The organism is Rhodopseudomonas sp. BR0G17, from assembly GCF_010907025.1.
Classification (GTDB): Bacteria; Pseudomonadota; Alphaproteobacteria; order Rhizobiales; family Xanthobacteraceae; genus Rhodopseudomonas; species Rhodopseudomonas palustris_H.
Window position 1 is genome coordinate 314394 of record NZ_QUML01000002.1, and the last position, 25296, is coordinate 339689.

Below are 25296 nucleotides of genomic sequence, written 5' to 3' on the forward strand. Positions count from 1 at the left end.
ATCGGATTCCTTTCAGATCGCTAATCGTCGTCGTCAATTCGCTCGGAGGGATCGTCCATATCAGACTCGATCTCCACCGGCTCGGGGGCGAGGCGCCGCACGGTCAGCTTGGCGCCGGGAAATCGCGCCAACACTTCCTGGACGCGCGGATCGTTCTCCGCCGCACGCTCGCGTTCGTTCTGCTGCGCCTCGTTCTGCTTGCGCAGCGTCGGCTGGCCGGGCTCGTTGGACACGATCACGGTCCAGCGCCGACCGGTCCATTGCTCGAGCTTGCGGCCGAGATCGTTGATCAGGCTGCGCGATGCGCTGGGCTCCAGCGCCAGTTCGAGCCGTCCGTCCTCGATCCGCACCAGCCGCACGTCGGCTTCGAGCGCCAGACGGGTCATCACGTCGCGCTTCTCGGAAGCCAGTGCGACGAGCTGCGGAAACGTCGTGATCTTCAGCGCCGATGATTCGGGCTCTGGAGCCGGCGCGCTGACCGGCGAGCGCGCCGTGCTGTCGAGGCCGCCGCGCAACATGGTCGGCGCGGGCGCGGCACTCATGGTCGGTGCGCTGCGTGGCATCGCCGCGCTGGGAGCGGACAGAGCTGGGGCTGACGCCAACGCAGCGGACGCACCGCCGCGACCGCCGCTGCCACCACCGCCGGAGATCGCGGGCGCATCACCGCCACCGCTCTGCTCCAACATCCGCAATGCTTCATCGGGCGTCGGTAGATCGGCCGCATAGGCGATCCGCACCAGCACCATCTCGGCCGCCGCGGCCGGACGGGTCGCGCCCTGCACCTCGGCGATGCCCTTGAGCAGCATCTGCCACATCCGCGACAGCACCCGCATCGACAGCTTGGTGGCGAACTCACGCCCGCGCACCCGCTCGGTCTCGCCGAACGCGACATTGTCGGCGATCGCCGGCACGATCTTCACGCGGGTGACGAAATTGACGAACTCGGCGAGATCGGAAAGCACCACCACCGGGTCAGCGCCGGTGTCGTACTGGTCGCGGAATTCGGCGAACGCGGCGGCGATATCCCCGCGCGCCAGTGCATCGAACAGTTCGATCACGCGGGTGCGGTCGGCGAGGCCAAGCATCTGCCGCACCGCGTCGGCGCGCACCAGGCCGGCCGCGTGTGCGATCGCCTGGTCGAACAGCGACAGCGAATCGCGCACCGAGCCTTCGGCCGCACGGGCGATGATGCCGAGCGCTTCCGGCTCGACCTCGACGCCTTCCTTCTGGGCGATATTCGACAGGTGATTCATCAGCACGTCGGCTTCGACCCGGCGCAGGTCGAAGCGCTGGCAGCGCGACAACACCGTCACCGGCACCTTGCGGATCTCGGTGGTGGCGAACACGAATTTGGCGTGCTCCGGCGGCTCCTCCAGCGTCTTCAGGAAGGCGTTGAACGCCGCCGTCGACAGCATGTGGACTTCGTCGATGATGTAGACTTTGTAGCGCGCGCTCGCCGGCGCATAGCGCACGCTGTCGTTGATCTGGCGGACATCGTCGACACCGGTGTGCGAGGCGGCGTCCATCTCCAGCACATCCATGTGCCGGCTTTCCATGATCGCCTTGCAGTGCACGCCGTGCACCGGCATGTGGATGGTCGGTCCCTTCACCGAACCGTCCGGCAATTCGTAGTTCAGCGCCCGGGCTAGGATACGCGCGGTGGTGGTCTTGCCGACACCACGGACGCCGGTGAGAATCCAGGCTTGCGGAATCCGGCCCGTATCGAACGCGTTGGAGACGGTGCGAACCACCGCTTCCTGGCCGATCAGATCATCGAAGCTGTTGGGGCGATATTTCCGCGCCAGCACCCGATAGGCGCCGGCCGGCGCGCTCGCGCTGCCCGGCTGCTCGGGAGCAGCGGACGGCGTCGCGGAAAGGCCAGAGTCACTCATCGGTCGGTCCGCAATGCTGCGTTGGTGGGGCCGGATTGCGGAAGGGAGCGGGGCGGTCGCGACGGGGCAGGATCATGCGGCTGGCCCGGAACACCCCTTACACCGGACCGGCATCCGCCGGTCCTGATCCACCTTCGTCCGGCCGTGGCGCCCCGAATGCCAGGGCAGCACGGCCGAAAAATGAGGTAGGAGACTGACGAGCGACCCGATCCAGACCTCGTTAGGGCTGCTTCCTTCCGGACCTGACCCGGTTGGCGAGAGGCTCGTCCACCGCCAATCTCCCGGTCCCTATTTGGCGCCAAACCGACCCGAATGCAAGTCGCTGGTCCCGCCCTTGGACCTTCGACTAGGTGGCGCTTCCGCCGGTCCGGACGGCTTGGTATGACTGCGAGGCGGCCTCGCGGCCGTCCCCGCCACAGACAAGAGCCCACGCTCCGCTAACGGGCCGATGGAACCGCAATGTCCCCCTCCGACTGGTCGCTGAGCTCCCGGCTCGAACAAGACACCATCAATATCGGCGATCTGCCGCTCAGCCGCGTGCTGGTGATCAAGGACGCGCATTACCCCTGGCTGCTGCTGGTGCCGCGCCGGCCCGACGTCAGCGAGATCATCGACCTCGACGAGGTGGCCCAGGCGCAGTTGATGACCGAGATCGCCCGCGTGAGCCGGGCGCTCAAGGAGGTCACCAAATGCGACAAGCTCAATGTCGCAGCGCTCGGCAATCTGGTGCCACAGCTTCACATCCACATCATCGCGCGGCGCTCCAGCGACGTGGCTTGGCCGCGGCCGGTGTGGGGCGTGATGCCGCCGCTGGCGCACGATCCCGAAGAGGTGCAGCAGTTCATCAATCTGCTCCGCCGCAAGATCTGGCTGAGCTGAGCCGATGAGTACGCCCTTCCCGCTCGGCCAGCCCGCTTTCGTCACCCACGTCCTCGACCGCGCCGCGCATCTGCGCGGCAACGACGCCAAGCTGATGGCGATGGAGGAACGTGGCGACACCCGCGCCTTCGTGGTGCATCGCGATTCGCTGTTGGTGAAGCACGAACCCGATGGCCCACGGGCCGAGCTGACGATCAAAGAGGCGCTGGCACTCGGCGCCAATCCCGGCACGATCTTCCTCGGCTTGCGCAACGGCGCTGCCGTGTTCGGGATGGGGATCGGCGCCCCGGCTGCGGACAAGCTCGCCGGCCGGCCCGACGCCGGCCTCGTCGAGCTGCGCGGCCTTGCCATGCAGGGCGTGTTGCCGGTCGAGCAGCTCTCGGCGATCGCAATGGCGAAGTCGCTGGTGAACTGGCATCAGCGCCACGGCTATTGCGCCAATTGCGGCACTCGAACCGCGATGGCGCAGGGCGGCTGGAAGCGCGACTGCCCGTCCTGCAAGGCCGAGCACTTTCCGCGCACCGATCCGGTGGTGATCATGCTGGTGACGCATGGCGACCGCTGCCTGCTCGGCCGGCAGAAGCAATTCCCGGCCGGGATGTATTCGTGCCTCGCCGGCTTCGTCGAGGCGGCCGAGACCATCGAAGACGCGGTGCGCCGCGAGATCGTCGAGGAGTCCGGCATCCTGTGCACCGACGTGCGTTACTACATGACGCAGCCGTGGCCGTATCCGTCGTCGCTGATGATCGCCTGCACGGCGACCGCCACCACCGACGACATCACCGTCGATCGGACGGAACTTGAAGACGCGCGGTGGTTTTCCCGTGACGAGGCGGCGCAGATGCTGAAGCGCGAACATCCGGACGGACTGTTCGGGCCGCACCCGTTCGCGATCGCGCACCATCTGCTCGGCCGCTGGCTGGAGGGACAATCATGAGCGAGACTGCCAAACGCGCGCCGCGCGTGCTGTGCATCGGCATTCCGGTGCGTGACCTCACGTTCCGAATCGAGGCGGTGCCCGGCCGTGGCAACAAGGTGCCGGCGAGCTCGTTCGGCGAGATCTGCGGCGGCAATGCGCTCAATGCCGCGATCGGGATCGGGCGGCTCGGCGGCCGGGCGGAAATGTGCGGCCCGATGGGCCACGCCGACGAAGCCGCGGCCCGCTTCATCTTCGACAAGCTGGCCGAGGAAGGCATTGGCTCCAGCGGCCTCATTCACATGCCGGGCCTGGTAACGCCGATCTCGGCGGTGCTGGTCGATCCGACCGGCGAACGCACCATCGTGACGTTCCGTGACCCCGGCCTATGGAAGGTCGCGCTGCCCGATGCCGACACGCTGCTGAAGGATTGCGACGCCATCCTCACCGAAAGCCGCTGCTCCAGCTTCGTCACGCCGCTGTGCGCCGAAGCGACGCGGCGCGGCATTCCGGTGGTCGTCGATGTCGACAACGCGATGTCGATGAACGACGGACTGCTGACCGCCGCCTCGCATCTGATCTGCTCGGCGGAAGCGCTGCACGGCACCGCGGGCATCGACGACGATGCCGAGGCACTGAAGAAGCTGGCGACACTGACTCATGCCTTCGTGGCAGTGACCCGCGGCCCGAAGGGCACACTGTGGCTCGACGACAAGCACGAGTTTCGCGAGACGCCGGCGTTCCCGGTGCATTCGGTCGACACCCTCGGCGCTGGCGATATTTTCCACGGCGGCTTCACCGTGGCATTCGGTGAGGGCCAGGACATCGCCCACGCGCTGCGATTTGCCTCTGCGGCCGCGGCATTGAAATGCACCCGTCCGGGGGGCGCGTTCGCGTGCCCGAGCCGCGCGGAGGTCGACGAACTGCTGGCAAAATCGCCGGTCGGCGCGCTGTAAGTCATTCAGACTCGAATGATGGGTTAGGGCGGAGGCGACTAACCCATCATTCTGTTCGATCATTTGTTGCGATAGGTTACGCGTAGCGCGAGCCTATCGTTCAGCCGGTCCTCGCGATGGACTTCATCGTGCCGGCTCCCAACCGGGCGACGCCAGTTCGAAGCCGGCGAAGTCGAAACCCGGCGCCACGGTGCAGCCGACCAGCGTCCATTCCCCGGTCGACGTTGCCGCCTGCCAAGCGCGCGGCGGCACGATGACTTGCGGCAGATGCCCGGCGCCGAGATCGGGGCCGAGCGTGGTGGCGCGGCGGCCGTCGTCATCGGCAACCTCCAGCATCAGGGCTGCGCCCGCGTAGTAGTGCCAGACTTCGACCGCGTCGATCCGGTGCCAGTGCGAACGCTCGCCTGCACGGAGCAGGAAGTGGATCGCGGTCGAGTAGCTGCGGCCGCTCGGGTCGCAGCGAGGATCGCGAAACGTTTCGCGATAATGGCCGCCTTCCGGGTGCGGCTGCAGACCGAGCCGCGCGATCACTTCGGCGGCGCTGAGAGTCACCGCGCTCACCCGTTGTTCTTGCGCTCGCGGATCTCGCCGAACACGTCGGCGGCGGGCGCGCCGGACAGGCCCACGGCGGCGGCGACCGACGGCACATCGGCACGCAGGAACACGTTGGCCTGCTTCTCCTCGCCGAGCGTCACCGGAATTGTCGGCTTGCCTTCGGCGCGCAGTGCTTCGACGTGCTTGGCACGGGCCTGGAGCGCCGCGTTGTCGGGCTCGATGCCGAGCGCGAATTTGACGTTGGAGGCGGTGTATTCGTGGCCGCAATACAGCTTGAAGTCGTCCGGCAGCGCCCGCAGCTTCAGCAGCGACTCCCACATCATCGGATAGGTGCCTTCGAACACGCGACCGCACCCGATTGAGAACAGCGTGTCGGCCGCGAACAGCGCGCGGTCATCGTCGAACACATAAGAAATGTGATCGAGGGTGTGGCCGGGGGTTTCCAGCACGCGCGCAGTGAGATCTCCGATGCGGACGAAATCACCTTCCTGCAGGCGGACATCGACGTCAGCGATCTTGGCGTTGGCGTCGTGCGGCGCATAGACGCGGCACTGATACTTCTTCTTCAGCTCGGCGATTCCGCCGACGTGATCGCCGTGATGATGGGTGACCAGGATGTCGGTCAGCTTCCAGCCTGCTTTGTCGAGTGCAGCGATCAGCGGGGCAGCTTCCGGCGCGTCGATCGATGCGGTCGCTCCGGTGGCCGGATCGTGGACCAGATAGCCGAAATTGTCGGTGAGACACGGAACGATACGGATGTCGGCGGGCATGAGATCTCCGGAACTTGAAGGCGGCAGGAGCGTGCCCGGCGCCGTTTCTGTCGCCGGCGTCACGCAGTGTCGAATCCTAACATGGGGGCAGACCGGGACGAAATGAAGCGGTCACAGCCTCGTAAACCAAGCAGGGTGCGGCTTTGCCGGACGGTACGACGCCGTGGTAAATGGTGGGCATGACCATGGACGTCGTGGATCTGCGGGAGTTCTACAGCAGCCGTCTCGGCATCGTCGCACGGCGGCTGATCAACCGCGGCATCCAGTCGCGATGGCCGGATGCGCGTGGCGATCGCGTGCTCGGCCTCGGCTATCCGACGCCTTATCTCGGCCTGTTCCGAGACAGATGCGAGCGCTGCATCGCCTTCATGCCGGCGGCTCAGGGCGTGTTGAAATGGCCGACCGCGCGATCGACGCTGTCGTCGCTGGTCGACGAGCACGCGCTGCCGCTGCCGGATGCGGCGGTCGACCGTATCCTGCTGGTGCATGCGCTGGAGATGTCGGACGACCCCGAGCGGCTGCTGCGCGAGGTATGGCGGGTGATGGCGCCGGCCGGACGGCTGTTGGCAATCGTCCCGAATCGCCGCGGCGTCTGGGCACGCCTCGACAACACCCCGTTCGGCCACGGCCGTCCCTATTCGCGCTCGCAGATCGCCGATCTCTTACGACGAACCTGGTTCACCCCCACCGCCTGGAGCGAAGCGCTGTTCGTGCCGCCGCTGGGGCACGGCTGGCTGTTGCGATCGGCCCCAGCGTGGGAGCGGATCGGCGCATCGACCTCGCTGCCCTTCGCCGGCGTGCATGTGGTGGAAGCCACCAAGCAGGTGGTGCGGGCACAGCCGGTGAAGCGCGAGCGCATCCGACTGATTCCATCGCTGGAGCCTTCTCTGGTGCCCTCACCGACCCCGCTGCAGGGCGACGAGCCGAACGCGCCGCCGCTGCTGCGCTGAAACGACATGCGCTGAAACGAAAAAGGCCGCACCAACCGGCGCGGCCTTATCTGATCCTGGGATCAATCGAATCAAACGCAGCGATTAATCGCCGGCGCCGGCATCCTCACCCGACGGAGCCGGGGCGACGGCCTGTGCGGCGGCCGGCTCGCCGCGCGGACGACGCCGACGACGCGGCGGGAAGCGCTCACCGCCCCCGTTGCTCTCGAACGCGTTCGGGCCGAGCTGCGGCTGCGGGCCGGTGATGAAGGACGGCAGGCGATCGACGCCCTCGGCCGCCGGCTGCGGCTGCTCGCGCGGCACGAACTGCGGCTGCGGGCGATGCTCGCGCGGCTGCGGCTGTTCACGCGGCTGATAAGGCTGCGGCTGCTCGCGCTGCTGGTACGGCTGGGGCTGCTGTACAGGGACGAGGCCCGGCTCGGCGCCGAAATTGGAGAAATCGCCCTCGCTGTCGTCGTCGTTGTCGAGGGTGTCGTTGTCGATTCGCGGCTGCGGCTGATTCTGCCGGAACTGCTCCTGGGCAGCCGCGATCAGACGAAAGTAGTGCTCGGCGTGCTGGTAATAGTTCTCTGCCGCCACCGGGTCACCCGAAGAGCGGGCATCGCGGGCGAGCTGAACGTATTTCTCGGCGATGTGCGAAGCGGTACCACGGATCTTGATATCGGGGCCGTTCGATTCAAACACCCGGGTCATCGGGTTTTGGCCGCGCCGATTGTTATTATTGCCGCCGTTATTCCGGTTACGCAGCCGCTTATTGTTCTGCCCGTTTCTCATGTCCTACCTTCTTACCGAACCTCTTTTTGCAAGGCATGGCTGCGCCTGACGCAGGTCGCACTACGCCTCTCCGAACAGCCCTTCAGTCTCTGGTCGCTTAGTGCCGTATGTCGCGTTCAACAAAGACGCGTTCCCCAACTCCGGCGGGCGGTCGTGCTGCGCCAGCCGGACCAAATCAACGAGCCTGTGCAACGAGGCTCAGCTTCTCGCGCGTGAGTTCTTCAAGCGTGAATCGTTTAGGCTTTCGTTCGCTTCGCGGTCGAAAGCTGCGCGGCTGCCCCAGCCTATCGCGCTTGATCGAAACCGCAGTATGGAACCCTTCGGTCAGGGGCTCTCGTAGAGAAGAACATGCCCCACACCGCACCGCGGGGCCAGCCGCTCTGACCGATATCTGGAGCGGAACGTAGTCGCTCTCGGTCGATATTCCAAGCGGTTTTTTGCAATTTGTTCCGATATCAGGGGCCCGCCAGCCGCCCGGTCACCGCCCGGAAAATCCCTGACAAATCAGGCCGGAAGGGGTCAGAGACGGTTAACCCCGAGGCCTGCATCAGGGCGCTTACATCGCGTTCCTGACCTTGTCCGATTTCAACCACCAACGCGCCTCGTGGTTGCAACAGGCGGACCGATTCGGGGATGATTTTCCGGTAGGCATCGAGCCCGTCGGCTCCGCCGTCGAGCGCCCGGCGCGGATCATGCTCCCGCACCTCGCGATCAAGCCCCGCAATCTCGTTAGCTGGAATATAGGGCGGGTTGGAGACGATCAGGTCGAACCGCCCTTGCAGCGCCGAGGCGTAGTCGCAGGCGACGAAGCCGGCGCGATCAGCAAGTCCAAGACGCTGCGCATTCCGTCGTGCGGTGCCTAGAGCGTCGAAGCTGATATCGGTGGCAACGCCGATGGCATCCGGCCGCTCGTGTAGTAGCGCGAGCAGGATCGCGCCGCTCCCGGTCCCGATGTCGAGTATCCGCGGCGCAGGTAAGTCTCGCTCCTGCAGGATCGCAAGCGCGGCCTCCACGATTGTCTCAGTATCGGGGCGGGGCACCAGCGTGTCGGCGGAGAGTTCGAACGGCAGCCCCCAGAACTCCCGCATGCCGAGGATCCGCGCCACCGGCTCGCCGCCGAGCCGCCGCGCCGCAAGCGACTGCAGCCGCTCGTTCTCCTCAGCAGTCAGAATACGCTCGGCCTGAACCAGCAGTCCGGTGAGATCGAGCCCGGTGACCTCGCCGACCAGCAGCCGGGCGTCGAGTGCGGCCGACTCGATCGCCGCATCCTGGAATTGCCTGGCGAGACGACGACGCGCGGACGCGATCGTCGGAGCGTCGCTCACGCCGCGTTGCCCTGCTCGGCGAGCTGCGCCGCCTGGTACTCGGTGGTTAGCGCATCGATCAGTTCACCCAAGCCTTCGCCGGCCATCACTTGCGGTAGCTTGTACAGCGTTAGATTGATGCGATGGTCTGTGACGCGCCCTTGCGGGAAGTTGTAGGTGCGGATCCGCTCCGAGCGGTCGCCGGAGCCGACCTTGGCCTTGCGCTCGGCGGAGCGTTCGGCATCGACCCGCTGCCGCTCGGCATCGTAGATCCGCGAGCGCAGGATGTTCATCGCCGAGGCGCGGTTCTTATGCTGCGAGCGGCTGTCCTGCATCATCACCACGATGCCGGTCGGCAGATGGGTGATACGGATCGCCGACTCGGTCTTGTTGACGTGCTGACCACCGGCACCCTGCGCCCGCATCGTCTCGATCCGCAGGTCTTCCTGCTTGATATCGACGTCGACGTCCTCGACCTCGGGCAGCACCGCGACGGTCGCGGCCGAGGTGTGGATGCGCCCCTGGGTTTCGGTGTCGGGCACGCGCTGGACACGGTGCACGCCGGATTCGAATTTCAGCTTGGCGAAGGCGCCGCGGCCCTTCACTTCGGCGATGATTTCCTTGAAACCACCGACGGTGCCTTCGCTCGCGGAAATTACTTCGACGCTCCAGCCCTGCAGTGCGGCGAATTTCTCGTACATCCGGAACAGGTCGCCGGCGAACAACGAGGCCTCGTCGCCGCCGGTGCCGGCGCGGATTTCCAGCATCACGTTGCGCTCGTCCATCGCGTCCTTCGGCAACAGCGCGATGCGGATCTGCTGGATCAGTTCGTCGCGGTGAGCGTCGAGCGCATCGCGCTCGGCTTCGGCCATCGCCCGCATCTCCGGCTCGGTAGCCGGATCTTCGAGCAGCTCGTCCATCTCACCGAGTTCGTCGCGGACCTGGCGATAGCTCTTCACCGCCTCGACCAGCGAATTGAGCTCCGACAATTCGCGGGTGATGCGGACGTAGTCCTCGGCGCCGACCTGGGCCATCAGCTGCGCTTCGAGCGCGGCATGATGCGCGAGGAGGACGTCGAGCTTGGCTTCGGGCAGTGTGGACATGAACGATCTCGGATGAACGCGAAAAAACGACAAGCGGCGGCGGGCAGCCGCGTCGCTACAAGGCGAGCTGATGCGCTTCGGCGAATTCGATCAGCTTGTCGCGAATCGAGACGCTGCCGGCCGGCGCGTCGAGCAGCGGTCCGATCATCGCCTCAGCCTTGGCGAGGTCGAGGCCGAGGATCATCGCCTTCACCGGACCGTGCGCCAGTGCCGACACCGACAGCGAGCGGTAGCCGATCGCGATCAGCGCCAGCGCCGCCAGCGGTTGCGACGCCATCTCGCCGCACAGCGACAGCGACCGCTTCGCCGCCCGGGCTTTGCGGACGATGTCGCGCAGCGCCCGCAGGATCGGCGCCGACAGCGTGTCGAACCGCTCCGACACTTTCGAGTTGCCGCGATCGACCGCGAACAAGAACTGGAACAGGTCGTTGGAGCCGACCGAGACGAAGTCGGCGCGCTTGAACAGCTCGTCGAGCTGATACAACAGCGCCGGCACTTCCAGCATGGTGCCGACGTCGACGCGCTCCGGCAAAGTGTGGCCGTGCTGGCGCAGATAGGTCAGTTCGCGCTCGATGATGCTCTTGGCGGCATCGAACTCGGCCACCTCCGAGATCATCGGGAACATCACCCGCAGATAACGACCGGCGGCGGCGCGCAGCATCGCCCGGATCTGGCTGCGCAGCAGGCCGGGCCGGTCGAGTCCGAGCCGGATCGCGCGCCAGCCCAGCGCCGGATTTTCCTCGACCACCGTCTCCATGTAGGGCAGCGCCTTGTCGCCGCCGATGTCGAGGGTGCGGAAGGTCACCGGCTTGGTGCCGGCGGCGTCGAGCACGGCGCGATACAGCGCGAGCTGATCGGACGAGCGCGGCAGGCTCTGGCCGACCATGAACTGCAGCTCGGTGCGGAACAGGCCGATGCCCGACGAGCCGGTGTCTTCGATGTGCGGCAGATCGATGGTCAGGCCCGCGTTGATCATCAGATCGATCGGCTGGCCGTCCTTGGTGGCGCACGGCAGATCGCGCAGCGCCGAATACTGCGCCTGCCGCCGGGCGCGGAAGCGCACCCGCTCCGCATAGGCGGCTTCGATTTCGGCCGACGGGCGGACATAGATCGAGCCAGAGGTGGCATCGACGATGATCGCGTCGCCCGGATCGGCGATGCCCGGCGCGTTCGGCACCTCGCCGATCGCCGCAATGCCGAGGGCGCGCGCCACGATCGAGACGTGCGAGTTGGCAGTGCCTTCTTCCAGAACCAGACCGCGCAGCCGCTTGCGGTCGTAATCGAGCAGCGCCGCCGGGCCCATCGACCGCGCGATCAGGATGGCGTTGTCGGGCAATTGCTCGCGCGACGGCGCGTGGTCCTGCCCGACGAGCTGGCGCATCAGACGGTGGCCGAGGTCTTCCAGATCATGCAGCCGGTCGCGCAAGTAAGGATCGGTCGAGCGCAGCATCCGCGCCCGGGTGTCCGACTGCACGCGTTCGACGGCTGCTTCGGCGGTGAGGCCGGTGGCGACCGCCTCGTGCAGCTTGTGCGACCAGCCATGGTCGTTGGCGAACATCCGGTAGGCTTCGAGCACGTCGCGATGCTCGCCGCCCTCGGCGAAATCCCCCCGCTCCAGCATCCGGTCGAGATCGGAGCGCAGCTTGGCGAGCGCCGCGTCGAGCCGCTTGATTTCCTTCGGCAGGTCTTCGGCGATGTAATTGGTGATGACGACGCGCGGCTCGTGCAGCACCACATGGCCGAGCGCGATGCCGTCCGACAGCACCGCGCCGGTCTTGTGGATCGAGTGCCGCGCCGCCGGCTCCGCACCGGGCTGGGCCAGCGCCGACAATTCGCCGGAGGCGATCATCTCGGCCAGCACCATCGCGGTGGTCTGCAGCGCCTCGACCTCTTCCTCGACATAGGTGCGCTTGGCGCGGTTCTGCACCACCAGCACGCCGAGGGTGTTGCCCGCGCGCAGGATCGGCACGCCGAGGAACGAGTGGTAGATTTCTTCGCCGGTTTCCGGGCGGAACGAGAACGCCGGATGGCTCTGCGCATCCGACAGGTTCAGCGGGGTCGCTTCGGAGGCGACGAGACCAACCAGACCTTCGTGGGCGTTCAGCACGGTCTGGTGCACCGCCTCGCGGTTCAGACCTTCGGTGGCGTACAGCTCGAGGGTGTTGTCGATCCGCAGCACATAGACCGAGCACACTTCGGCGACCATGTTGGCCGCGATCAGCACCACGATCTTGTCGAGGCGTTCCTGCGCGGAGACTTGCTCCGCCATGGTTTCGCGGAGCCGTCTCAGCAAGACGCGGGGGCCACCCGACGTGCTCCGCATGTGCCGCAATCTCCTCTGCGAGCCTTGCCTGCCCGCGCGACGCCGCGCCAGCAGAAAAGCTCCAAAAACAATCCTCGTCCGGCGTTCTCCCGGCCCCGCGCGTGTGTCCACAGCGCGTGTCCGAACTCGAACACGAACCCGCAGCTGGTTCGGTTGCGGACACCGCCGCCGAACCTTCGCAACGCAACAAAACCGGCTTAGCCAGCCGACCTGTCAGCGCGCCGCGCCGCTCAGGCCGTATAGCGAATTGACGCTTGATTTGCCAAGCAAAACGCCTGCCAGCGGACGCAACATCGGGCCCGGCGGCTCTCTCAAATCACCGAAAAATTGTTCTAAACTTGATCCAGACCATAGAGCGTATGCAGCGTCCGCACCGCCAGCTCGGTGTAGGCGGCGTCGATCAGCACCGAGAACTTGATCTCGGAGGTGGTGATGGCGCGGATGTTGATGTTGCGGGCCGCGAGCGCAGCGAACGCCTGGGCCGCGACGCCGGCATGGCTGCGCATGCCCGAGCCGATCACCGACACCTTGGCGACGTCGGTCTCGCTGTCGAAGCGGGCGTAACCGATCTTGTCCTGCGCCGAGGTGATGGTCTGCTTGGCACGGGCGAAGTCGGCGGCCGGCACCGTGAAGGTCAGATCGGTGGTCTTGCCGTCCTCGGAGACGTTCTGGACGATCATGTCGACGTTGATATTGGCGTCGGCCAGGGGACCGAAGATCGACGCCGCCACGCCCGGCTTGTCCTCGATCCGGCGCACAGAGATCTGCGCCTCGTCCTTGGAAAAGGCGATGCCGGTGACGACGTGGTTCTCCATGGAATTCTCCTCGCTGCTGATCAGCGTGCCCGGCGGCGTGCCGTGCGGATCGATATCTTCGGGCTTGTCGAAACTGGAGCGGACGAAGATCGGCATGTTGTGGACCATGCCGAGCTCGACCGAGCGGACCTGCAGCACCTTGGCGCCGAGCGAGGCCAATTCCAGCATCTCTTCGAACGACACCTTGTCGAGCCGGCGCGCCTTCGGCACCACCCGCGGGTCGGTTGTGTAGACGCCGTCGACGTCGGTGTAGATGTCGCAGCGGTCCGCCTTCAGCGCCGCCGCGATTGCCACCGCCGAGGTGTCGGAGCCGCCGCGGCCGAGCGTGGTGATCCGGCCGGTTTCGGCATGGATGCCCTGGAAACCGGCGATCACCGCCACTTCCTTGCGCTCGGAAAAGCGCTTGATGATTTCGCTGCCGTCGATCCCGACGATCCGCGCCGAAGCGTGGGCGTCGCTGGTCAAGATCGGGATCTGCCAGCCCTGCCAGGACCGCGCCTGAATGCCGAGCGACTGCAGGGCAATCGCAAGAAGACCTGACGTCACCTGCTCGCCGGACGCCACCACCGCGTCGTATTCACGCGCGTCGTGCAACGGCGAGGCTTCGGTGCACCAGGCCACCAGCTCGTTGGTCTTGCCGGACATCGCCGACACCACCACGGCGACCTCATGGCCAGCGTCGACCTCGCGTTTGACATGGCGCGCGACGTTCTGGATGCGCTCGATATTGGCGACGGACGTGCCGCCGAATTTCATCACCAGCCGGCCCATGACGAATAGTGCAATCCTTGGAGACAACGAGTATTGATGGCGCGGAATCCGCCAGGCGGGAGCCGCGTGGCGCGTATACACAGCGTCGCGGTTTCGGGCAAGCAAGGGCATTGCGGCCGCGGAACAGGCGCAACCCGCTCCGGCCGCGTGCCGGGCGACAGGTACGGACATTGAGGAGCATCGCGCACCCCATGGCACTGCAACCCGAGTCCCCCGGCCAGCCGGCCTCGACCGTCGATCCGGCCGAGATCGCGAAATTCTCCAAATTGTCGGCCGAGTGGTGGGACCCCACGGGGCGGATGGCGCCGCTGCACCGGATTAACCCGCTGCGGATCAGCTTCATCCGCGATGCCGCCTGCCGGAAATTCGAGCGCAATGCCAAGAGCCTGAGCTGCCTAGAGGGCTTGCGGATGCTGGACATCGGCTGCGGCGCCGGCCTGTTGTGCGAGCCGTTCACCCGGCTGGGCGCCCAGGTGATCGGAATCGACCCCTCCGCCACCAATATCGCGGCCGCCAAGCTGCACGCCGACAAGTCGCATCTGGCGATCGACTACCGCAACGTCATGGTCGAGGAAATCGACCCGCGTGAACGGTTCGACATCGTGCTGGCGATGGAAGTGATCGAGCACGTCACCGACGTCGGCGCGTTCCTGTCGCGCTGCGCCGCGCTGATGAAGCCGACCGGCATCATGGTGGTGGCAACGCTCAACCGGAACTGGAAGAGCTTTGCGCTCGCCATCGTCGGCGCCGAATATGTGATGCGCTGGCTGCCGCGCGGCACCCATCAGTGGGACAAGTTTGTTACCCCCGCCGAACTCGAGAAGCACCTCAACCGGCTGAAGCTCACCGTCACCGAGCAGTCCGGCCTGGTGTTCAATCCGCTCGCCGACCGCTGGAAGCTGTCGCCCGACATGGACGTGAACTACATGATGGTGGCCGAAGCGGCGCCGTAGTTCTGGACGACCGCGCGCTGCCCCCTCCGGCGCGCGAAAGTCCTCGCAATGCAGGCATGATCCGGGTCCGGTTGACCGCTGCGGACCGGATCGCCGAGGCTGCAGCGTCCCTCCTGCCGCCAACGCCATGTTCACCGTCGCTTCGCTCTGGATCCCCTTCACGCTCGTCGCTGCGCTCGGCCAGGTCGCGCGCAACGCGATGCAGCGCTCGCTGACCGGGCCGCTCGGCACCTGGGGCGCCACCAATATCCGGTTCCTGTTCGGCTTCCCGTTCTCGCTGCTGTTCTTTGCCGGCGTGATCTGGGCGACCGGCGACGCGATACCGTGGCCCGGCCTCGATTTCTGGCCATGGCTGCTGCTCGGCGCGCTGTCGCAGATCGCAGCCACCGGCATGATGCTGGCCGCAATGAACGAGCGCTCGTTCGTGGTCACCACCGCATATCTGAAGACCGAAGCGATCCAGACCGCGATTTTCGGCTTCGTGTTTCTCGGCGATCACCTGAACCTGTGGAAGGTGGTGGCGATCCTGATCGCGACGGTCGGCGTCGTGGTTACGGCGCTGCGACCGGGCGCGGCCCGCGGCCTCGTCAGCCTGCGGCCGACCTTGCTCGGGCTGAGCGCCGCCGCCGCCTTTGCGCTGTCGGCGGTCGGGTTTCGCGGCGCGATCATCGTGGTGCCGGACGTGACTTTCGTCACCGCCGCGACCTTCACCCTGGTGTTCGGCCTCGGGGTGCAGACGCTGGTGCTGACCATCTACCTGCTGGCGCGGGCGCCGCAGGTGCTGCGCGACATCCTGCGGCTGTGGCGGCCGTCGATGCTGGCCGGCTTCGTCGGCGCCGCGGCCTCGCAGTTCTGGTTCCTGGCATTTGCGCTCACCGCCGCCGCCAATGTCCGCACCCTGGCGCTGATCGAGGTGCTGTTCGCGCAAGCCGTGGCCTACTACTCGTTCAAGCAGCCGGTGGCGCTACGGGAGATTCTCGGCATCATCCTGATCGTGCTCGGCGTCGGGCTGCTGGTCGCGGTGTGATTACTTCAGCGCGATGATTACGGCGCCGGCGGCGATCAGCGCGATCCCGATCCACTCGGTGCCGGACGGCCGCTCCCCGAGAAACAGCACGCTGAACAGCACCACCAGCACCACGCTGAGCTTGTCGATCGGCGCCACCAGGCTGGCCGGGCCGAGCTTGAGCGCCCGGAAGTAGCACAGCCATGACGCGCCGGTGCACAGCCCTGACAGGATCAGGAACGTCCAGGTCTTGGCGCTGATCGGCCCATCCGCGACGAGCTTGCCGGTCGCTGCCAGCAGCCCGCCGAGCGCCACCAGCACCACCACGGTACGGATGAAAGTGGCGAGATCCGAGTTGATGTCGGCCACGCCGACCTTAGCGAAGATCGCCGTCAACGCCGCAAACACCGCCGACAGCACCGCCCAGAATTGCCAGGAGAGCAGGGTATCGGGGTTCACAGCGGCGTCTCCAGCGAACTACTTGGCGTCCAAGTCTCTCATTCGTCGTTCCGGGGCGCGCGAAGCGCGAGCCAGAATGCAAAAGAGAACATTCGGCTCGCTAAAGCCTAGACATCAATTCCGGTCGTCCGGCAGCACCGGCAGCGGCGCCACCTCGATGCCTTCGTCGATCAGCGCCTTGGCCTCGGCCGGCGAAGCCTCGCCGTAGATCGGGCGGTGTTCGATATCGCCGTAATGCATCGCGCGCGCCTGCTCGGGGAAGCGCTCGCCGACATTGTCGGCGGTCTTGACGATGTGGTCGCGCAACTCCTTCAGCTTGGCGCGCAGCTCGCGCTCCTGCGCCATCAACAACGGCGTCGGCGCATCAGCAGAAGTCGTCTCGGCCGGAAGATTGCTCGCGGCGGGTTCGGCGGCGGCCGGCTCAGGCGCGCGGCCGCGACCTTTCTTGCCGACGATCTGCGGCGCCATGATCGCCTTTTCGACCTTGACCGAATCGCATTGCGGGCAGCTCACCAGCTTGCGCCGAACCTGGGACTCATAGGCCGACGAGCTCTGAAACCAGCTCTCGAACACGTGGCCTTTGTCGCAGCGCAGGCTGTAGCGGATCATGACTGCCGGACCAGATGCAGGTGGCCGGGGCCGGCGTTCGCGTCGGCGACGGTGAAGCGCCGGCCGTGCTGCAGCGACGGAATCTTGCCGCGTGCTTTGGTCACCTCGGCCGGATCGATCCGCGTCATGATGAAGCCGGGCTCGATGCCGCCTTCGGCCAGCACCTTGCCCCACGGATCGATGATCAGCGAGTGGCCGAACGTCTCGCGCTTGTTCTCGTGCAAACCGCCTTGCGCCGCGGCAAAGACGAAGCAGCCGTTCTCGATGGCGCGGGCGCGCAGCAGCACGTGCCAATGCGCCTCCCCGGTCGGCTTGGTGAACGCCGCCGGCACCGCCAGGAACGATGCGCCGGATTCGGCCAGCGCGCGGTACAACGCTGGGAAACGCACGTCGTAGCAGATCGTCAGGCCGATCCGGCCCCAGGGCAGGTCCGAGATCACCGCGGTCTCGCCGGGCTGGTAGTTCGCCGACTCCCGGTAACTCTCGCCATTGCCGAGATCGATGTCGAACATATGGATCTTGTCATAGCTTGCCAGGATCGCACCGTCCGGGCCGATCAGGAACGAGCGGTTGACCGCACGCTCCGGCGAGGCCCGCAGCGCCAGCGAGCCGATGTGCAGATGGATGTTCAGTTCGCGCGCCAGGTCGCGATACGCCTTCAGCGAGAGATCGTCGTCCTGCTCGGCAAGCTGGGCGAACAGCGCTTCGCGGTTGAGCTGCATCATGTTGCTCACCTCGGGGGTGAGCACGTAGTCGGCGCCGGCCTTCACCGCCTCGCGGATCAGCCGGATGCCCTGCTCGAGATTGGGCTCGGGGGTGAGGCCGCTGCGCATCTGCACCAGGGCGGCATTGAACGGCACCGCGTCGGTCATGACGCCGCCTTCTCGCCGGCGAGCAGCGCGTCGAGCTTGCCCTCACGGTCGAGCGCATAGAGGTCATCACAGCCGCCGACGTGAAGGTCGCCGATGAAGATCTGCGGATAGGTGGCGCCGGGGCCGGCGCGCTCGTCCATCTTCACCCGGAAGCCCGGATCGACCGCAACGTCATACTCGGTGAAGGCCGCCTTCTTGCGGTTGAGGAGCGACTTGGCGGCGCTGCAATAGCCGCAGCCGGGGCGGGTGAAGATCTCGATCGCTGCGGGCATTCAGGCTCCGTTGGGTTGCCGAGGATGGGCGCAAGGAGCGGATTATATGGGGGATTTCAGCGTATCGACAACCCGCGCGAAGACCAGCACGTCGACCGAGGCCGCCCTCGCCCGGAGCAGCGCGCGGGCGCAAGCGTCAACGGTGGCACCGGAGGTGAGCACATCGTCGACCAGCACGATCCGCCGCCCCTGGATCTCGGGCTTGCGATGCTTCGGAACCTTGAAGGCGCCCTGCACATTGGCGGCGCGCTCGCTGCGCGACAGCCCGATCTGGTGCGCGGTCGGCCGAACCCGCTGCAGCGCCTCGACGGCGACCGGGAGCTTGGCCTGCCGGCCGATCACCTGCGCCAGCGCGCCGGACTGATTGTAGCGACGCGAGAAACCGCGGCGCCAATGCAGCGGCACCGGCACCAGCAGATCGGCGTCGGACAGCAGCGGCTGCCCGGCGCGGGCCATCCATCGTCCCATGGTCGGCGCCAGATCGGTGCGGTCATGGAACTTCAAGCCATGGACCAGCGCCTTGGCGACTTCGTCGTAACGGACGGCGGCGCGGGCACGACTATAGGCCGGCGGAGCGGCGATCGCCTGCATCGACAGCATGCCGGGGCCGGGATCATAGACGAACGGGATGCCCAGCTTTTCGCAATACGGCGGGGCAATGAAGGACAGCTGCGACCAGCACTGCGCACAGACGCCCTCGCCTGCGACTGGCTCGCGGCAAGCGACGCACAGCGTCGGCAGCGCCAGATCGAGCGCCGCCTGCGCCGCACGAGTCCAGATCCGCCGCAAACTGCTGGCAGCGGCTGCAAAGCCGCCCAGCCCCCGCACGCCAGCCCGATTGATGGCGCCCACACGCATGACGCGAGGCTAACGCCACCCACGCAACCGTCAAGCGGCAGAACCTTGTAGTGCCGGGCCGGAAAAAAGCGCACAACACCGCCAGTCCTTCTCCGGGAGATCGCCGTGTCCGAGCCCACCGACAAGCCTGCCGACGTCACCTATCTGGATATTCCGACCGCGCCGCATGTGTATTTCGACATCGCCCCGGCGCACGGGGTGATCGCCAATGGCGTCGAGGTCGAGCTTGCGGCACGCACCCTGAACCCGCTCGCCGACGGGACGGTCGAGGTGAAGTTCGTCACCACCGCCCGGCTGCGCTGCAGCCAGGCCGGCGCGCAGCATTTGCGCAACGCACTGGATGCGGTGCTGAAAATGTTCGAGGCCTCACAGCAGAGCCCGGCCGCGGCCTCCAAGCTGAACTGATCGCAGCGCGAACGATTTGACCTGCGATGTCTGATTCCACGCCGATCCTGTTCGATCGCCGGCTGCTCGCGGCGCGGCTGCAGCGTGCCGCCGCGCTCGGCCCGGTGCCTTTCCTACTCGACCGCGTCGCCGACGAGATGGACGAGCGGCTGCACGCCGTGCTGCGCGACTTCACCAACGTCGCCGACCTCTGGACGCCCGGCTGGCTGAAGCTGCAGCGATTTCCCACGCTCGCGCATCTGGCAGTCGACCCGTCCGGCACCGAAGCCCTGCCGTTCGCGCCGGGATCGCTCGACCTGGTGGTCTCGGCGCTGGCGCTGCAATTCGCCAACGACCTGCCCGGGGTGCTGGCGCAGCTCCGCCGCGCGCTCAAGCCGGACGGCCTGCTGCTCGCGGCGCTGACCGGCGGCGATACGCTGACCGAACTGCGCCAGGCCTTCGCGGCCGCCGAGGCCGAGATCGAAGGCGGGGTGTCGCCGCGCGTCGCGCCGGCCGCAGACCTGCGCGACCTCGGCGCACTCTTACAACGCGCCGGCTTCGCACTGCCGGTGACCGACGTCGACCGCGTCGTGGTGCGCTACGACCACGCCTTCGCGTTGATGCAAGATCTGCGGCGGATGGGTGCCACCAACGTGCTGATCGAGCGCCGCCGGACGCCGCTGCGCCGCGCCACGCTGGGACGGATGGCCCAGATCTACGCCGACCGCTTCAGCGACCCCGACGGCCGCATCCGCGCCACCTTCGAGATCGTCTGGCTGTCCGGCTGGTCCCCGCACGAAAGCCAACAGCAGCCGCTGAAGCCGGGCTCGGCGAAGGTGAGTTTGGAAGAGGCGGTGAAGGGCAGTCAGCCGAAGTAGTTCCACCGTCATTGCGAGGAGCGCCGCGACGAAGCAATCCAGCTCCGTGCACTGTGCTGGATTGCTTCGCTTCGCTCGCAATGACGAGAGCCGGCGGCTTACATCAGCAATTCGATCAGCGGCGGGATCAGCGGCAGGTCCGCCGGCGGCATCGGGTAGTCGCGGAGTTTATTGGCCCGAACCCAGGCGAGCTCCTGGCCCTCGCGCGGCATCGCCAGGCCTTCCCAGCGCCGGCAGACATACAGCGGCATCAGCAGGTGAAAGTCCTCGTAGGCGTGGCTGGCGAAGGTCAGCGGCGCCAGGCAGGCTTCCTTCACGGTGATGCCGAGCTCCTCGTCGAGCTCGCGGATCAGCGCCGCCTCCGGCCGCTCGCCGGGATCGAGCTTGCCGCCGGGAAACTCCCACAGACCGCCGAGCTGCTTGTGCTTCGGCCGCTGCGCGATCAGCACGCGATTATCGGCATCGATCAGCGCGACGGCGACGACGAGGAGGAGGTTCATGCGGCGCCCCCGATGCAGGGCACATCGCCCGCAACACCACCGCCGTCATGCCCCGCGAAGGCGGGGCACCCAGTATCCCAGAGCGCCGCGGGTAAGTAACGAGCGGCACGGCGTACTGGATCGCCCGCCTGCGCGGGCGATGACGGCCTACAAAGAAATAGGGCCGTGCTACTCACAACCAAACTCACGACCGATAGTCGCCGTTGATCGCGACGTATTCCTTGGTGAGGTCGCAGGTCAGGACGCGGTCGCGGCCTTTGCCGAGGCCGAGGGCGACCTTGATCTGAATGACCGGCTTCTTCATCTCGGCCGAGACTTCCTTCTCGTTGTAGGACGGATCACGCGCGCCGGCTTTCGCCACACGGATGCCGTTGAACGAGATCGACAGCTTGTCGCGATCGGCCGGCTCGCCGGCCTTGCCGACTGCCATCACCACCCGACCCCAATTGGCGTCTTCGCCGGCGATCGCGGTCTTCACCAGCGGCGAATTGGCGATCGACAGCGCGATCTTGCGGGCCGAGACCTTGGTCTTGGCGCCTTCGACGATGATCTCGACCAGCTTGCGGGCGCCTTCACCGTCGCGCGCCACCTGTTCGGCGAGATCGGCCAGCACAGCGTTGAACGCCTTGACGAACGCCTTCAGCCGCGGGTCCGAGGCGCGCGAAATCTTCGGCGCGCCATTCTCGGCGGCCGCACCGGTGGCGAAAGCCAGCAGCGTATCGGAGGTCGAGGTATCGCCGTCGATCGTCACCGCGTTGAAGGTGTCGGTGACGCCGGCCTTGAGCAGCGCCTGCAGGCAGGACGCCGACAGCGGCGCATCGGTGAAGATGAACGACAGCATCGTCGCCATGTCGGGCGCGATCATGCCGGCGCCCTTGGCCATGCCGTTGATCGTCACCTTGGCCTTGCCGAGCTTGACGGTGGCGGTCGCCACCTTCGGGAAGGTGTCGGTGGTCATGATCGCCTTGGCGGCGTCCATCCAGCCGTCGGGGCCGGCGTCGAGCGCCATCGCGTCGAGCACGCCGTCGAACTTAGTGGCGTCGAGCGGCTCGCCGATCACGCCGGTCGAGGCCAGGAACACTTCAGCCGGCTTGCAGCCGATCGCCTTAGCGGCAAGCTGCGCGGTCAGCGCGGTCGCCTTTTTGCCGGTCTTGCCGGTGAAGGCGTTGGCGTTGCCGGAATTGACCACCAGCGCCCGGGCGCCGCCGCCCTTCAGCCTATCGCGGCACCATTCGACCGGCGCGGAGGCGCATTTTGAGGTGGTGAACACGCCGGCGACCGTGGTGCCCTTCTCCATCTCGACCAGCAGCACGTCGGTGCGGCCCTTGTAGCGGATGCCGGCCGCGGCAGTCGCGAGGCGCACGCCGGCGATCATCGGCATGGCGGGGACATCGGTGGGGGCGAGCGGGGAGACTTTGCTGGACATCGTGCGCTTTCGGCAGGTTGTACCCCCGCCGGCGCGGGAGCGGCGTTCCCCTCTCTCACAAGCTCGCGACGATGAGAAGGAGAATTCGCGAAAACTGACGAAAATCCCATCGTCACAATCCGTTGCGGGCGCCTATGCTGGCTGGGCCGAGCTCGCCTCCGCAGTTACCCTCGGGCGGAATTCCGTGACAGCAGCGTTGCCGTCCGATATCCGGAAATAGCCATGGACAAAGTCGTTTCACCTGCCCGCCCCGCCGCCGACGAGCGCTTCGACAGCGCCCGGGTCGCCGCCGAGATCGCCACGCTCGCCGAGAAGCACGCCGGCAACGACGGCATGTTCCGCACCGCGCTGGCGATGCTGATGAAGGCCGAGCTGGCCAAAGCCCGCTCCGAAGCCGAGGCGCAATTGCTGCGCGACCGTCATGGCCGGCGCTGCGCCGAGCGGCTGTGCTACGTCCAGGACGCGATTATCCGGCTGCTATTCAACGCCGCAACTGAATACCTCTACAATACCCCGACGCCGTCGAGTTCTGAGCGGATGACGGTGGTGGCGACCGGCGGCTACGGCCGCGGCCTGATGGCGCCGGAGAGCGACATCGATCTGCTGTTCATCCTGCCCTACAAGCAGACCGCCTGGGGCGAGCAGGTCGCCGAAGTCATCCTGTACTGCCTGTGGGACATCGGCCTGAAGGTCGGCCACGCCACCCGCTCGGTCGACGAGTGCATCCGCCAGGCGCGCGCCGACATGACGATCCGCACCGCCATACTGGAGACGCGATTTCTGGCCGGCGACGAGGCGCTATATGCCGAGCTGGTCGAGCGTTTCGACAAGGACGTGGTCGAGGGCACCGCGGCCGAATTCGTCGCCGCCAAGCTCGCCGAGCGCGAGGAGCGCCACCGCCGCTCCGGCCAGTCGCGCTATTTGGTCGAGCCCAACGTCAAGGACGGCAAGGGCGGCCTGCGCGATCTGCACACGCTGTTCTGGATCGCCAAATACGTCTACCGGGTGCGCGAGCCCAGCGAACTGTCCGAACGCGGCGTGTTCGATCCGGCCGAGCTCCGGACCTTCCGCCGCTGCGAAGACTTCCTGTGGTCGGTCCGCTGCAACATTCACTTCGTGACCAAGCGCGCCGAAGACCGGCTGTCGTTCGATCTGCAGCGCGAGATCGGCGTGCGGCTCGGCTACACCTCGCATCCGGGGATGCAGGACGTCGAGCGCTTCATGAAGCACTACTTCCTGATCGCCAAGGAAGTCGGCAACCTCACCGCAATCCTGTGCGCCAAGCTGGAGGATCAGCAGGCCAAGGCAGCGCCGGCGCTGACCCGGATGATGGCGCGGCTGCGGCCTGCCGCCAAGCGCCGCCGGGTGCCGGAGAGCGACGACTTCGTCATCGACAACAACCGTATCAATCTGGCGGTGCCGGACGTGTTCAAGCACGATCCGGTCAATCTGATCCGGATCTTCCGGCTGGCGCAGAAGAACAATCTCGCGTTCCACCCGGACGCGATGCGCACGGTGACGCGGTCGCTGTCGCTGATCACCCCGCAGCTGCGCGACAATCCCGAAGCCAACCAGCTGTTCGTCGAGATCCTGACCTCCGACAACGCCGAGCCGGTACTGCGGCGGATGAACGAGACCGGCGTGCTCGGGCGTTTCATCCGCGCCTTTGGCCGCATCGTGTCGATGATGCAGTTCAACATGTATCACAGCTACACTGTGGACGAGCATCTGATCCGCTGCGTCGGCAATCTGCAGGAGATCGAGCGCGGCGGGAACGATGAGTTCGCGCTGTCGTCCGAACTGATGCGCAAGATCCGACCGGATCATCGCGCCGTGCTTTACGTCGCCGTGCTACTGCACGACATCGCCAAGGGCCAGCCCGAGGATCACTCCACCGCGGGCGCCAAGGTGGCGCGGCGGCTGTGCCCGCGGTTCGGCTTCAGCGCCGCCGACACCGAACTGGTGGCGTGGCTGATCGAGCAGCATCTGGTGATGTCCACGGTGGCGCAGTCGCGCGACCTGTCGGACCGCAAGACCATCGAGAACTTCGCCGCGGTGGTCGAGACCGTCGAGCAGATGAAGATGCTCACCATCCTGACCACCGCCGACATCCGCGGCGTCGGTCCTGGGGTGTGGAACGGTTGGAAAGCGCAGCTGATCCGGACCTTGTACTACGAGACCGAGCCGGTGCTGACCGGCGGCTTCTCGGAAGTGAACCGCGCGGAGCGCATCCGCGCCGCACAGGCCGAATTCCGCGCCGCCTTCACCGAATGGCCGGAGGCCGACCTCAACGCCTATGTGGCGCGGCACTATCCGGCCTACTGGCTCAAGGTCGATCTGCAGCGCAAGATCCGCCACGCTCGCTTCCTGCGCGCCTCCGAACAGGCCGGCCACAAGCTGGCGATCAATGTCGGCTTCGACGAAGCCCGCGCCGTCACCGAGCTGACGATCCTGGCGGTCGACCATCCGTGGCTGCTGTCGGTGATCGCCGGTGCCTGCGCCAGCGCCGGCGCCAACATCGTCGACGCCCAGATCTACACCACCACCGACGGCCGCGCGCTCGACACCATCTCGATCAGCCGCGAATACGACCGCGACGAGGACGAGGGCCGCCGCGCCACCCGTATCGGCGAGACCATCGAAGAGGTGCTGGAAGGCAAGCTGCGGCTGCCCGAAGCGGTCGCCCGCCGCGCGACCAGCGGCAGCAAGGCCAAGCTGCGCGCCTTCGTGGTCGAGCCCGAGGTCGAGATCAACAACAACTGGTCGGACCGCTACACCGTGATCGAGGTCAGCGGCCTCGACCGCCCCGGCCTGCTGTACCAGCTCACCACGGCCATCTCGAAGCTCAACCTCAACATCGCCTCGGCGCATGTCGCCACTTTCGGCGAGCGCGCCCGCGACGTGTTCTACGTGACCGATCTGTTAGGTGCCCAGATCACCGCCCCGACCCGCCAGGCGGCGATCAAGCGGGCGCTGGTGCATCTGCTCGCCAACGGCGATGCCGCCGAAAAGCCGGCGGCCTAACCGCGTCGGGCGCCTTGATCACGCCCGCTTCGCACGTATCTGATCAG

Annotated in this window: 24 protein-coding genes and 1 other RNA gene; 9 read left to right on the forward strand and 16 right to left on the reverse strand. The window is 66.6% G+C overall.

The genetic code is table 11. From position 1 onward, the window contains the following. Window positions 1-20 precede the first annotated feature (20 nt). Both DY467_RS03540 and ffs read right to left on the reverse strand, forming a co-directional pair. A complete protein-coding gene (locus DY467_RS03540) occupies window positions 21-1892 on the reverse strand; it encodes a DNA polymerase III subunit gamma/tau (RefSeq protein WP_164634055.1) in 1872 nt (623 codons plus the stop codon). A 185-nt stretch (window positions 1893-2077) separates the two neighbouring features. Further along, an RNA gene (gene ffs, locus DY467_RS03545) (signal recognition particle sRNA small type) lies at window positions 2078-2174 on the reverse strand. A gap of 177 nt (window positions 2175-2351) precedes the next feature. On the opposite strand from ffs, the gene DY467_RS03550 reads away from it, so the two are divergent. From DY467_RS03550 to DY467_RS03560, 3 genes are read left to right on the forward strand one after another with little or no spacing between them, the layout of a single operon-like run. Beyond that, entirely contained in the window at window positions 2352-2771 is a 420-nt protein-coding gene (locus DY467_RS03550; protein WP_107342812.1) for an HIT domain-containing protein, read from the forward strand. A 4-nt stretch (window positions 2772-2775) separates the two neighbouring features. Further along, window positions 2776-3708, forward strand: coding sequence for an NAD(+) diphosphatase (gene nudC / locus DY467_RS03555; RefSeq protein ID WP_164634056.1), 933 nt, complete (start codon window positions 2776-2778; stop codon window positions 3706-3708). Then, window positions 3705-4643 (forward strand): sugar kinase, encoded by a 939-nt coding sequence (locus DY467_RS03560; protein ID WP_107342810.1) that lies wholly within the window; start codon window positions 3705-3707, stop codon window positions 4641-4643. Before nudC ends, DY467_RS03560 begins: the two co-directional genes overlap by 4 nt. A gap of 123 nt (window positions 4644-4766) precedes the next feature. Here the strand turns inward: DY467_RS03560 and DY467_RS03565 are convergent, their stop codons facing one another. Next, a complete protein-coding gene (locus DY467_RS03565; RefSeq protein ID WP_164634057.1) occupies window positions 4767-5204 on the reverse strand; it encodes a cupin domain-containing protein in 438 nt (145 codons plus the stop codon). Beyond that, complete coding sequence (gene gloB / locus DY467_RS03570) at window positions 5201-5968, reverse strand: hydroxyacylglutathione hydrolase (protein WP_164634058.1); 768 nt, start codon at window positions 5966-5968, stop codon at window positions 5201-5203. The genes DY467_RS03565 and gloB overlap by 4 nt, the downstream gene beginning before the upstream one ends. A 179-nt stretch (window positions 5969-6147) precedes the next feature. Here gloB and DY467_RS03575 point away from each other — a divergent pair, with 179 nt between their 5' ends. Continuing rightward, window positions 6148-6918: a class I SAM-dependent methyltransferase gene (locus DY467_RS03575; protein ID WP_205501979.1), complete on the forward strand. Its 771-nt coding sequence runs from the start codon at window positions 6148-6150 to the stop codon at window positions 6916-6918. Window positions 6919-7002: 84 nt separating this feature from the next. On the opposite strand, the gene DY467_RS03580 is transcribed toward DY467_RS03575, so the two are convergent. From DY467_RS03580 to DY467_RS03600, 5 genes are all read right to left on the reverse strand, one after another. Continuing rightward, window positions 7003-7692 carry a DUF4167 domain-containing protein gene (locus tag DY467_RS03580; RefSeq protein ID WP_107342807.1) on the reverse strand — a complete coding sequence of 230 codons (690 nt, stop codon included), beginning with the start codon at window positions 7690-7692 and terminating at the stop codon, window positions 7003-7005. A gap of 455 nt (window positions 7693-8147) precedes the next feature. After that, window positions 8148-9017 carry a peptide chain release factor N(5)-glutamine methyltransferase gene (prmC, locus tag DY467_RS03585; RefSeq protein ID WP_164634060.1) on the reverse strand — a complete coding sequence of 290 codons (870 nt, stop codon included), beginning with the start codon at window positions 9015-9017 and terminating at the stop codon, window positions 8148-8150. After that, entirely contained in the window at window positions 9014-10099 is a 1086-nt protein-coding gene (prfA, locus tag DY467_RS03590; protein ID WP_164634061.1) for a peptide chain release factor 1, read from the reverse strand. Before prfA ends, prmC begins: the two co-directional genes overlap by 4 nt. Before the next feature lie 55 nt (window positions 10100-10154). Continuing rightward, window positions 10155-12422 carry a phosphoenolpyruvate--protein phosphotransferase gene (gene ptsP / locus DY467_RS03595; RefSeq protein ID WP_107342804.1) on the reverse strand — a complete coding sequence of 756 codons (2268 nt, stop codon included), beginning with the start codon at window positions 12420-12422 and terminating at the stop codon, window positions 10155-10157. A gap of 332 nt (window positions 12423-12754) precedes the next feature. Then, a complete protein-coding gene (locus DY467_RS03600; RefSeq protein WP_107342803.1) occupies window positions 12755-14008 on the reverse strand; it encodes an aspartate kinase in 1254 nt (417 codons plus the stop codon). Window positions 14009-14199: 191 nt separating this feature from the next. Between DY467_RS03600 and ubiG the strand changes: the two genes are divergently transcribed. Together ubiG and DY467_RS03610 are read left to right on the forward strand one after the other, a co-directional pair. Next, entirely contained in the window at window positions 14200-14961 is a 762-nt protein-coding gene (ubiG, locus tag DY467_RS03605; protein WP_164634062.1) for a bifunctional 2-polyprenyl-6-hydroxyphenol methylase/3-demethylubiquinol 3-O-methyltransferase UbiG, read from the forward strand. A 127-nt stretch (window positions 14962-15088) separates the two neighbouring features. Next, window positions 15089-15988 carry an EamA family transporter gene (locus DY467_RS03610; RefSeq protein ID WP_107342802.1) on the forward strand — a complete coding sequence of 300 codons (900 nt, stop codon included), beginning with the start codon at window positions 15089-15091 and terminating at the stop codon, window positions 15986-15988. Here the strand turns inward: DY467_RS03610 and DY467_RS03615 are convergent, their stop codons facing one another. The 5 genes from DY467_RS03615 to DY467_RS03635 all read right to left on the reverse strand — a co-directional run bounded on the left by DY467_RS03615 (window position 15989) and on the right by DY467_RS03635 (window position 19037). After that, on the reverse strand, window positions 15989-16426 hold the full coding sequence (locus tag DY467_RS03615; protein WP_164634063.1) for an EamA family transporter: 438 nt from the start codon (window positions 16424-16426) through the stop codon (window positions 15989-15991). Between the two features lie 114 nt (window positions 16427-16540). Then, a complete protein-coding gene (locus DY467_RS03620; RefSeq protein WP_164634064.1) occupies window positions 16541-17035 on the reverse strand; it encodes a DUF1178 family protein in 495 nt (164 codons plus the stop codon). Continuing rightward, window positions 17032-17907, reverse strand: coding sequence for a carbon-nitrogen hydrolase family protein (locus DY467_RS03625; protein WP_164634065.1), 876 nt, complete (start codon window positions 17905-17907; stop codon window positions 17032-17034). Before DY467_RS03625 ends, DY467_RS03620 begins: the two co-directional genes overlap by 4 nt. After that, window positions 17904-18179 carry a glutaredoxin 3 gene (gene grxC / locus DY467_RS03630; protein ID WP_107342798.1) on the reverse strand — a complete coding sequence of 92 codons (276 nt, stop codon included), beginning with the start codon at window positions 18177-18179 and terminating at the stop codon, window positions 17904-17906. The genes DY467_RS03625 and grxC overlap by 4 nt, the downstream gene beginning before the upstream one ends. A gap of 42 nt (window positions 18180-18221) precedes the next feature. Then, window positions 18222-19037 (reverse strand): ComF family protein, encoded by an 816-nt coding sequence (locus tag DY467_RS03635; protein WP_164634066.1) that lies wholly within the window; start codon window positions 19035-19037, stop codon window positions 18222-18224. Between the two features lie 105 nt (window positions 19038-19142). Here DY467_RS03635 and DY467_RS03640 point away from each other — a divergent pair, with 105 nt between their 5' ends. Both DY467_RS03640 and DY467_RS03645 read left to right on the forward strand, forming a co-directional pair. Beyond that, window positions 19143-19442, forward strand: coding sequence for a hypothetical protein (locus DY467_RS03640; protein WP_107342796.1), 300 nt, complete (start codon window positions 19143-19145; stop codon window positions 19440-19442). A 26-nt stretch (window positions 19443-19468) separates the two neighbouring features. Continuing rightward, window positions 19469-20299, forward strand: coding sequence for a methyltransferase domain-containing protein (locus DY467_RS03645; RefSeq protein WP_164634067.1), 831 nt, complete (start codon window positions 19469-19471; stop codon window positions 20297-20299). 98 nt (window positions 20300-20397) lie between these two features. On the opposite strand, the gene DY467_RS03650 is transcribed toward DY467_RS03645, so the two are convergent. Then, window positions 20398-20799 carry a (deoxy)nucleoside triphosphate pyrophosphohydrolase gene (locus DY467_RS03650; protein ID WP_011156162.1) on the reverse strand — a complete coding sequence of 134 codons (402 nt, stop codon included), beginning with the start codon at window positions 20797-20799 and terminating at the stop codon, window positions 20398-20400. A gap of 184 nt (window positions 20800-20983) precedes the next feature. Continuing rightward, window positions 20984-22225 (reverse strand): bifunctional glutamate N-acetyltransferase/amino-acid acetyltransferase ArgJ, encoded by a 1242-nt coding sequence (gene argJ / locus DY467_RS03655; protein ID WP_164634068.1) that lies wholly within the window; start codon window positions 22223-22225, stop codon window positions 20984-20986. A gap of 222 nt (window positions 22226-22447) precedes the next feature. Here argJ and DY467_RS03660 point away from each other — a divergent pair, with 222 nt between their 5' ends. Next, window positions 22448-25249 (forward strand): [protein-PII] uridylyltransferase, encoded by a 2802-nt coding sequence (locus DY467_RS03660; RefSeq protein ID WP_164634069.1) that lies wholly within the window; start codon window positions 22448-22450, stop codon window positions 25247-25249. Window positions 25250-25296: the final 47 nt, after the last annotated feature.

Coding starts and splice junctions, on each gene's coding strand:
- DY467_RS03620 (WP_164634064.1), bottom strand. CDS start 17,035: ATGATCCGCTACAGCCTGCGCTGCGACAAAGGCCACGTGTTCGAGAGC.
- DY467_RS03645 (WP_164634067.1), top strand. CDS start 19,469: ATGTCTGATTCCACGCCGATCCTGTTCGATCGCCGGCTGCTCGCGGCG.
- ptsP (WP_107342804.1), bottom strand. CDS start 12,422: ATGCGGAGCACGTCGGGTGGCCCCCGCGTCTTGCTGAGACGGCTCCGC.
- prfA (WP_164634061.1), bottom strand. CDS start 10,099: ATGTCCACACTGCCCGAAGCCAAGCTCGACGTCCTCCTCGCGCATCAT.
- DY467_RS03540 (WP_164634055.1), bottom strand. CDS start 1,892: ATGAGTGACTCTGGCCTTTCCGCGACGCCGTCCGCTGCTCCCGAGCAG.
- nudC (WP_164634056.1), top strand. CDS start 2,776: ATGAGTACGCCCTTCCCGCTCGGCCAGCCCGCTTTCGTCACCCACGTC.
- DY467_RS03660 (WP_164634069.1), top strand. CDS start 22,448: ATGGACAAAGTCGTTTCACCTGCCCGCCCCGCCGCCGACGAGCGCTTC.
- DY467_RS03550 (WP_107342812.1), top strand. CDS start 2,352: ATGTCCCCCTCCGACTGGTCGCTGAGCTCCCGGCTCGAACAAGACACC.
- DY467_RS03575 (WP_205501979.1), top strand. CDS start 6,148: ATGACCATGGACGTCGTGGATCTGCGGGAGTTCTACAGCAGCCGTCTC.
- DY467_RS03610 (WP_107342802.1), top strand. CDS start 15,089: ATGTTCACCGTCGCTTCGCTCTGGATCCCCTTCACGCTCGTCGCTGCG.
- DY467_RS03635 (WP_164634066.1), bottom strand. CDS start 19,037: ATGCGTGTGGGCGCCATCAATCGGGCTGGCGTGCGGGGGCTGGGCGGC.
- DY467_RS03560 (WP_107342810.1), top strand. CDS start 3,705: ATGAGCGAGACTGCCAAACGCGCGCCGCGCGTGCTGTGCATCGGCATT.
- grxC (WP_107342798.1), bottom strand. CDS start 18,179: ATGCCCGCAGCGATCGAGATCTTCACCCGCCCCGGCTGCGGCTATTGC.
- ubiG (WP_164634062.1), top strand. CDS start 14,200: ATGGCACTGCAACCCGAGTCCCCCGGCCAGCCGGCCTCGACCGTCGAT.
- DY467_RS03650 (WP_011156162.1), bottom strand. CDS start 20,799: ATGAACCTCCTCCTCGTCGTCGCCGTCGCGCTGATCGATGCCGATAAT.
- DY467_RS03580 (WP_107342807.1), bottom strand. CDS start 7,692: ATGAGAAACGGGCAGAACAATAAGCGGCTGCGTAACCGGAATAACGGC.
- DY467_RS03625 (WP_164634065.1), bottom strand. CDS start 17,907: ATGACCGACGCGGTGCCGTTCAATGCCGCCCTGGTGCAGATGCGCAGC.
- DY467_RS03600 (WP_107342803.1), bottom strand. CDS start 14,008: ATGGGCCGGCTGGTGATGAAATTCGGCGGCACGTCCGTCGCCAATATC.
- gloB (WP_164634058.1), bottom strand. CDS start 5,968: ATGCCCGCCGACATCCGTATCGTTCCGTGTCTCACCGACAATTTCGGC.
- argJ (WP_164634068.1), bottom strand. CDS start 22,225: ATGTCCAGCAAAGTCTCCCCGCTCGCCCCCACCGATGTCCCCGCCATG.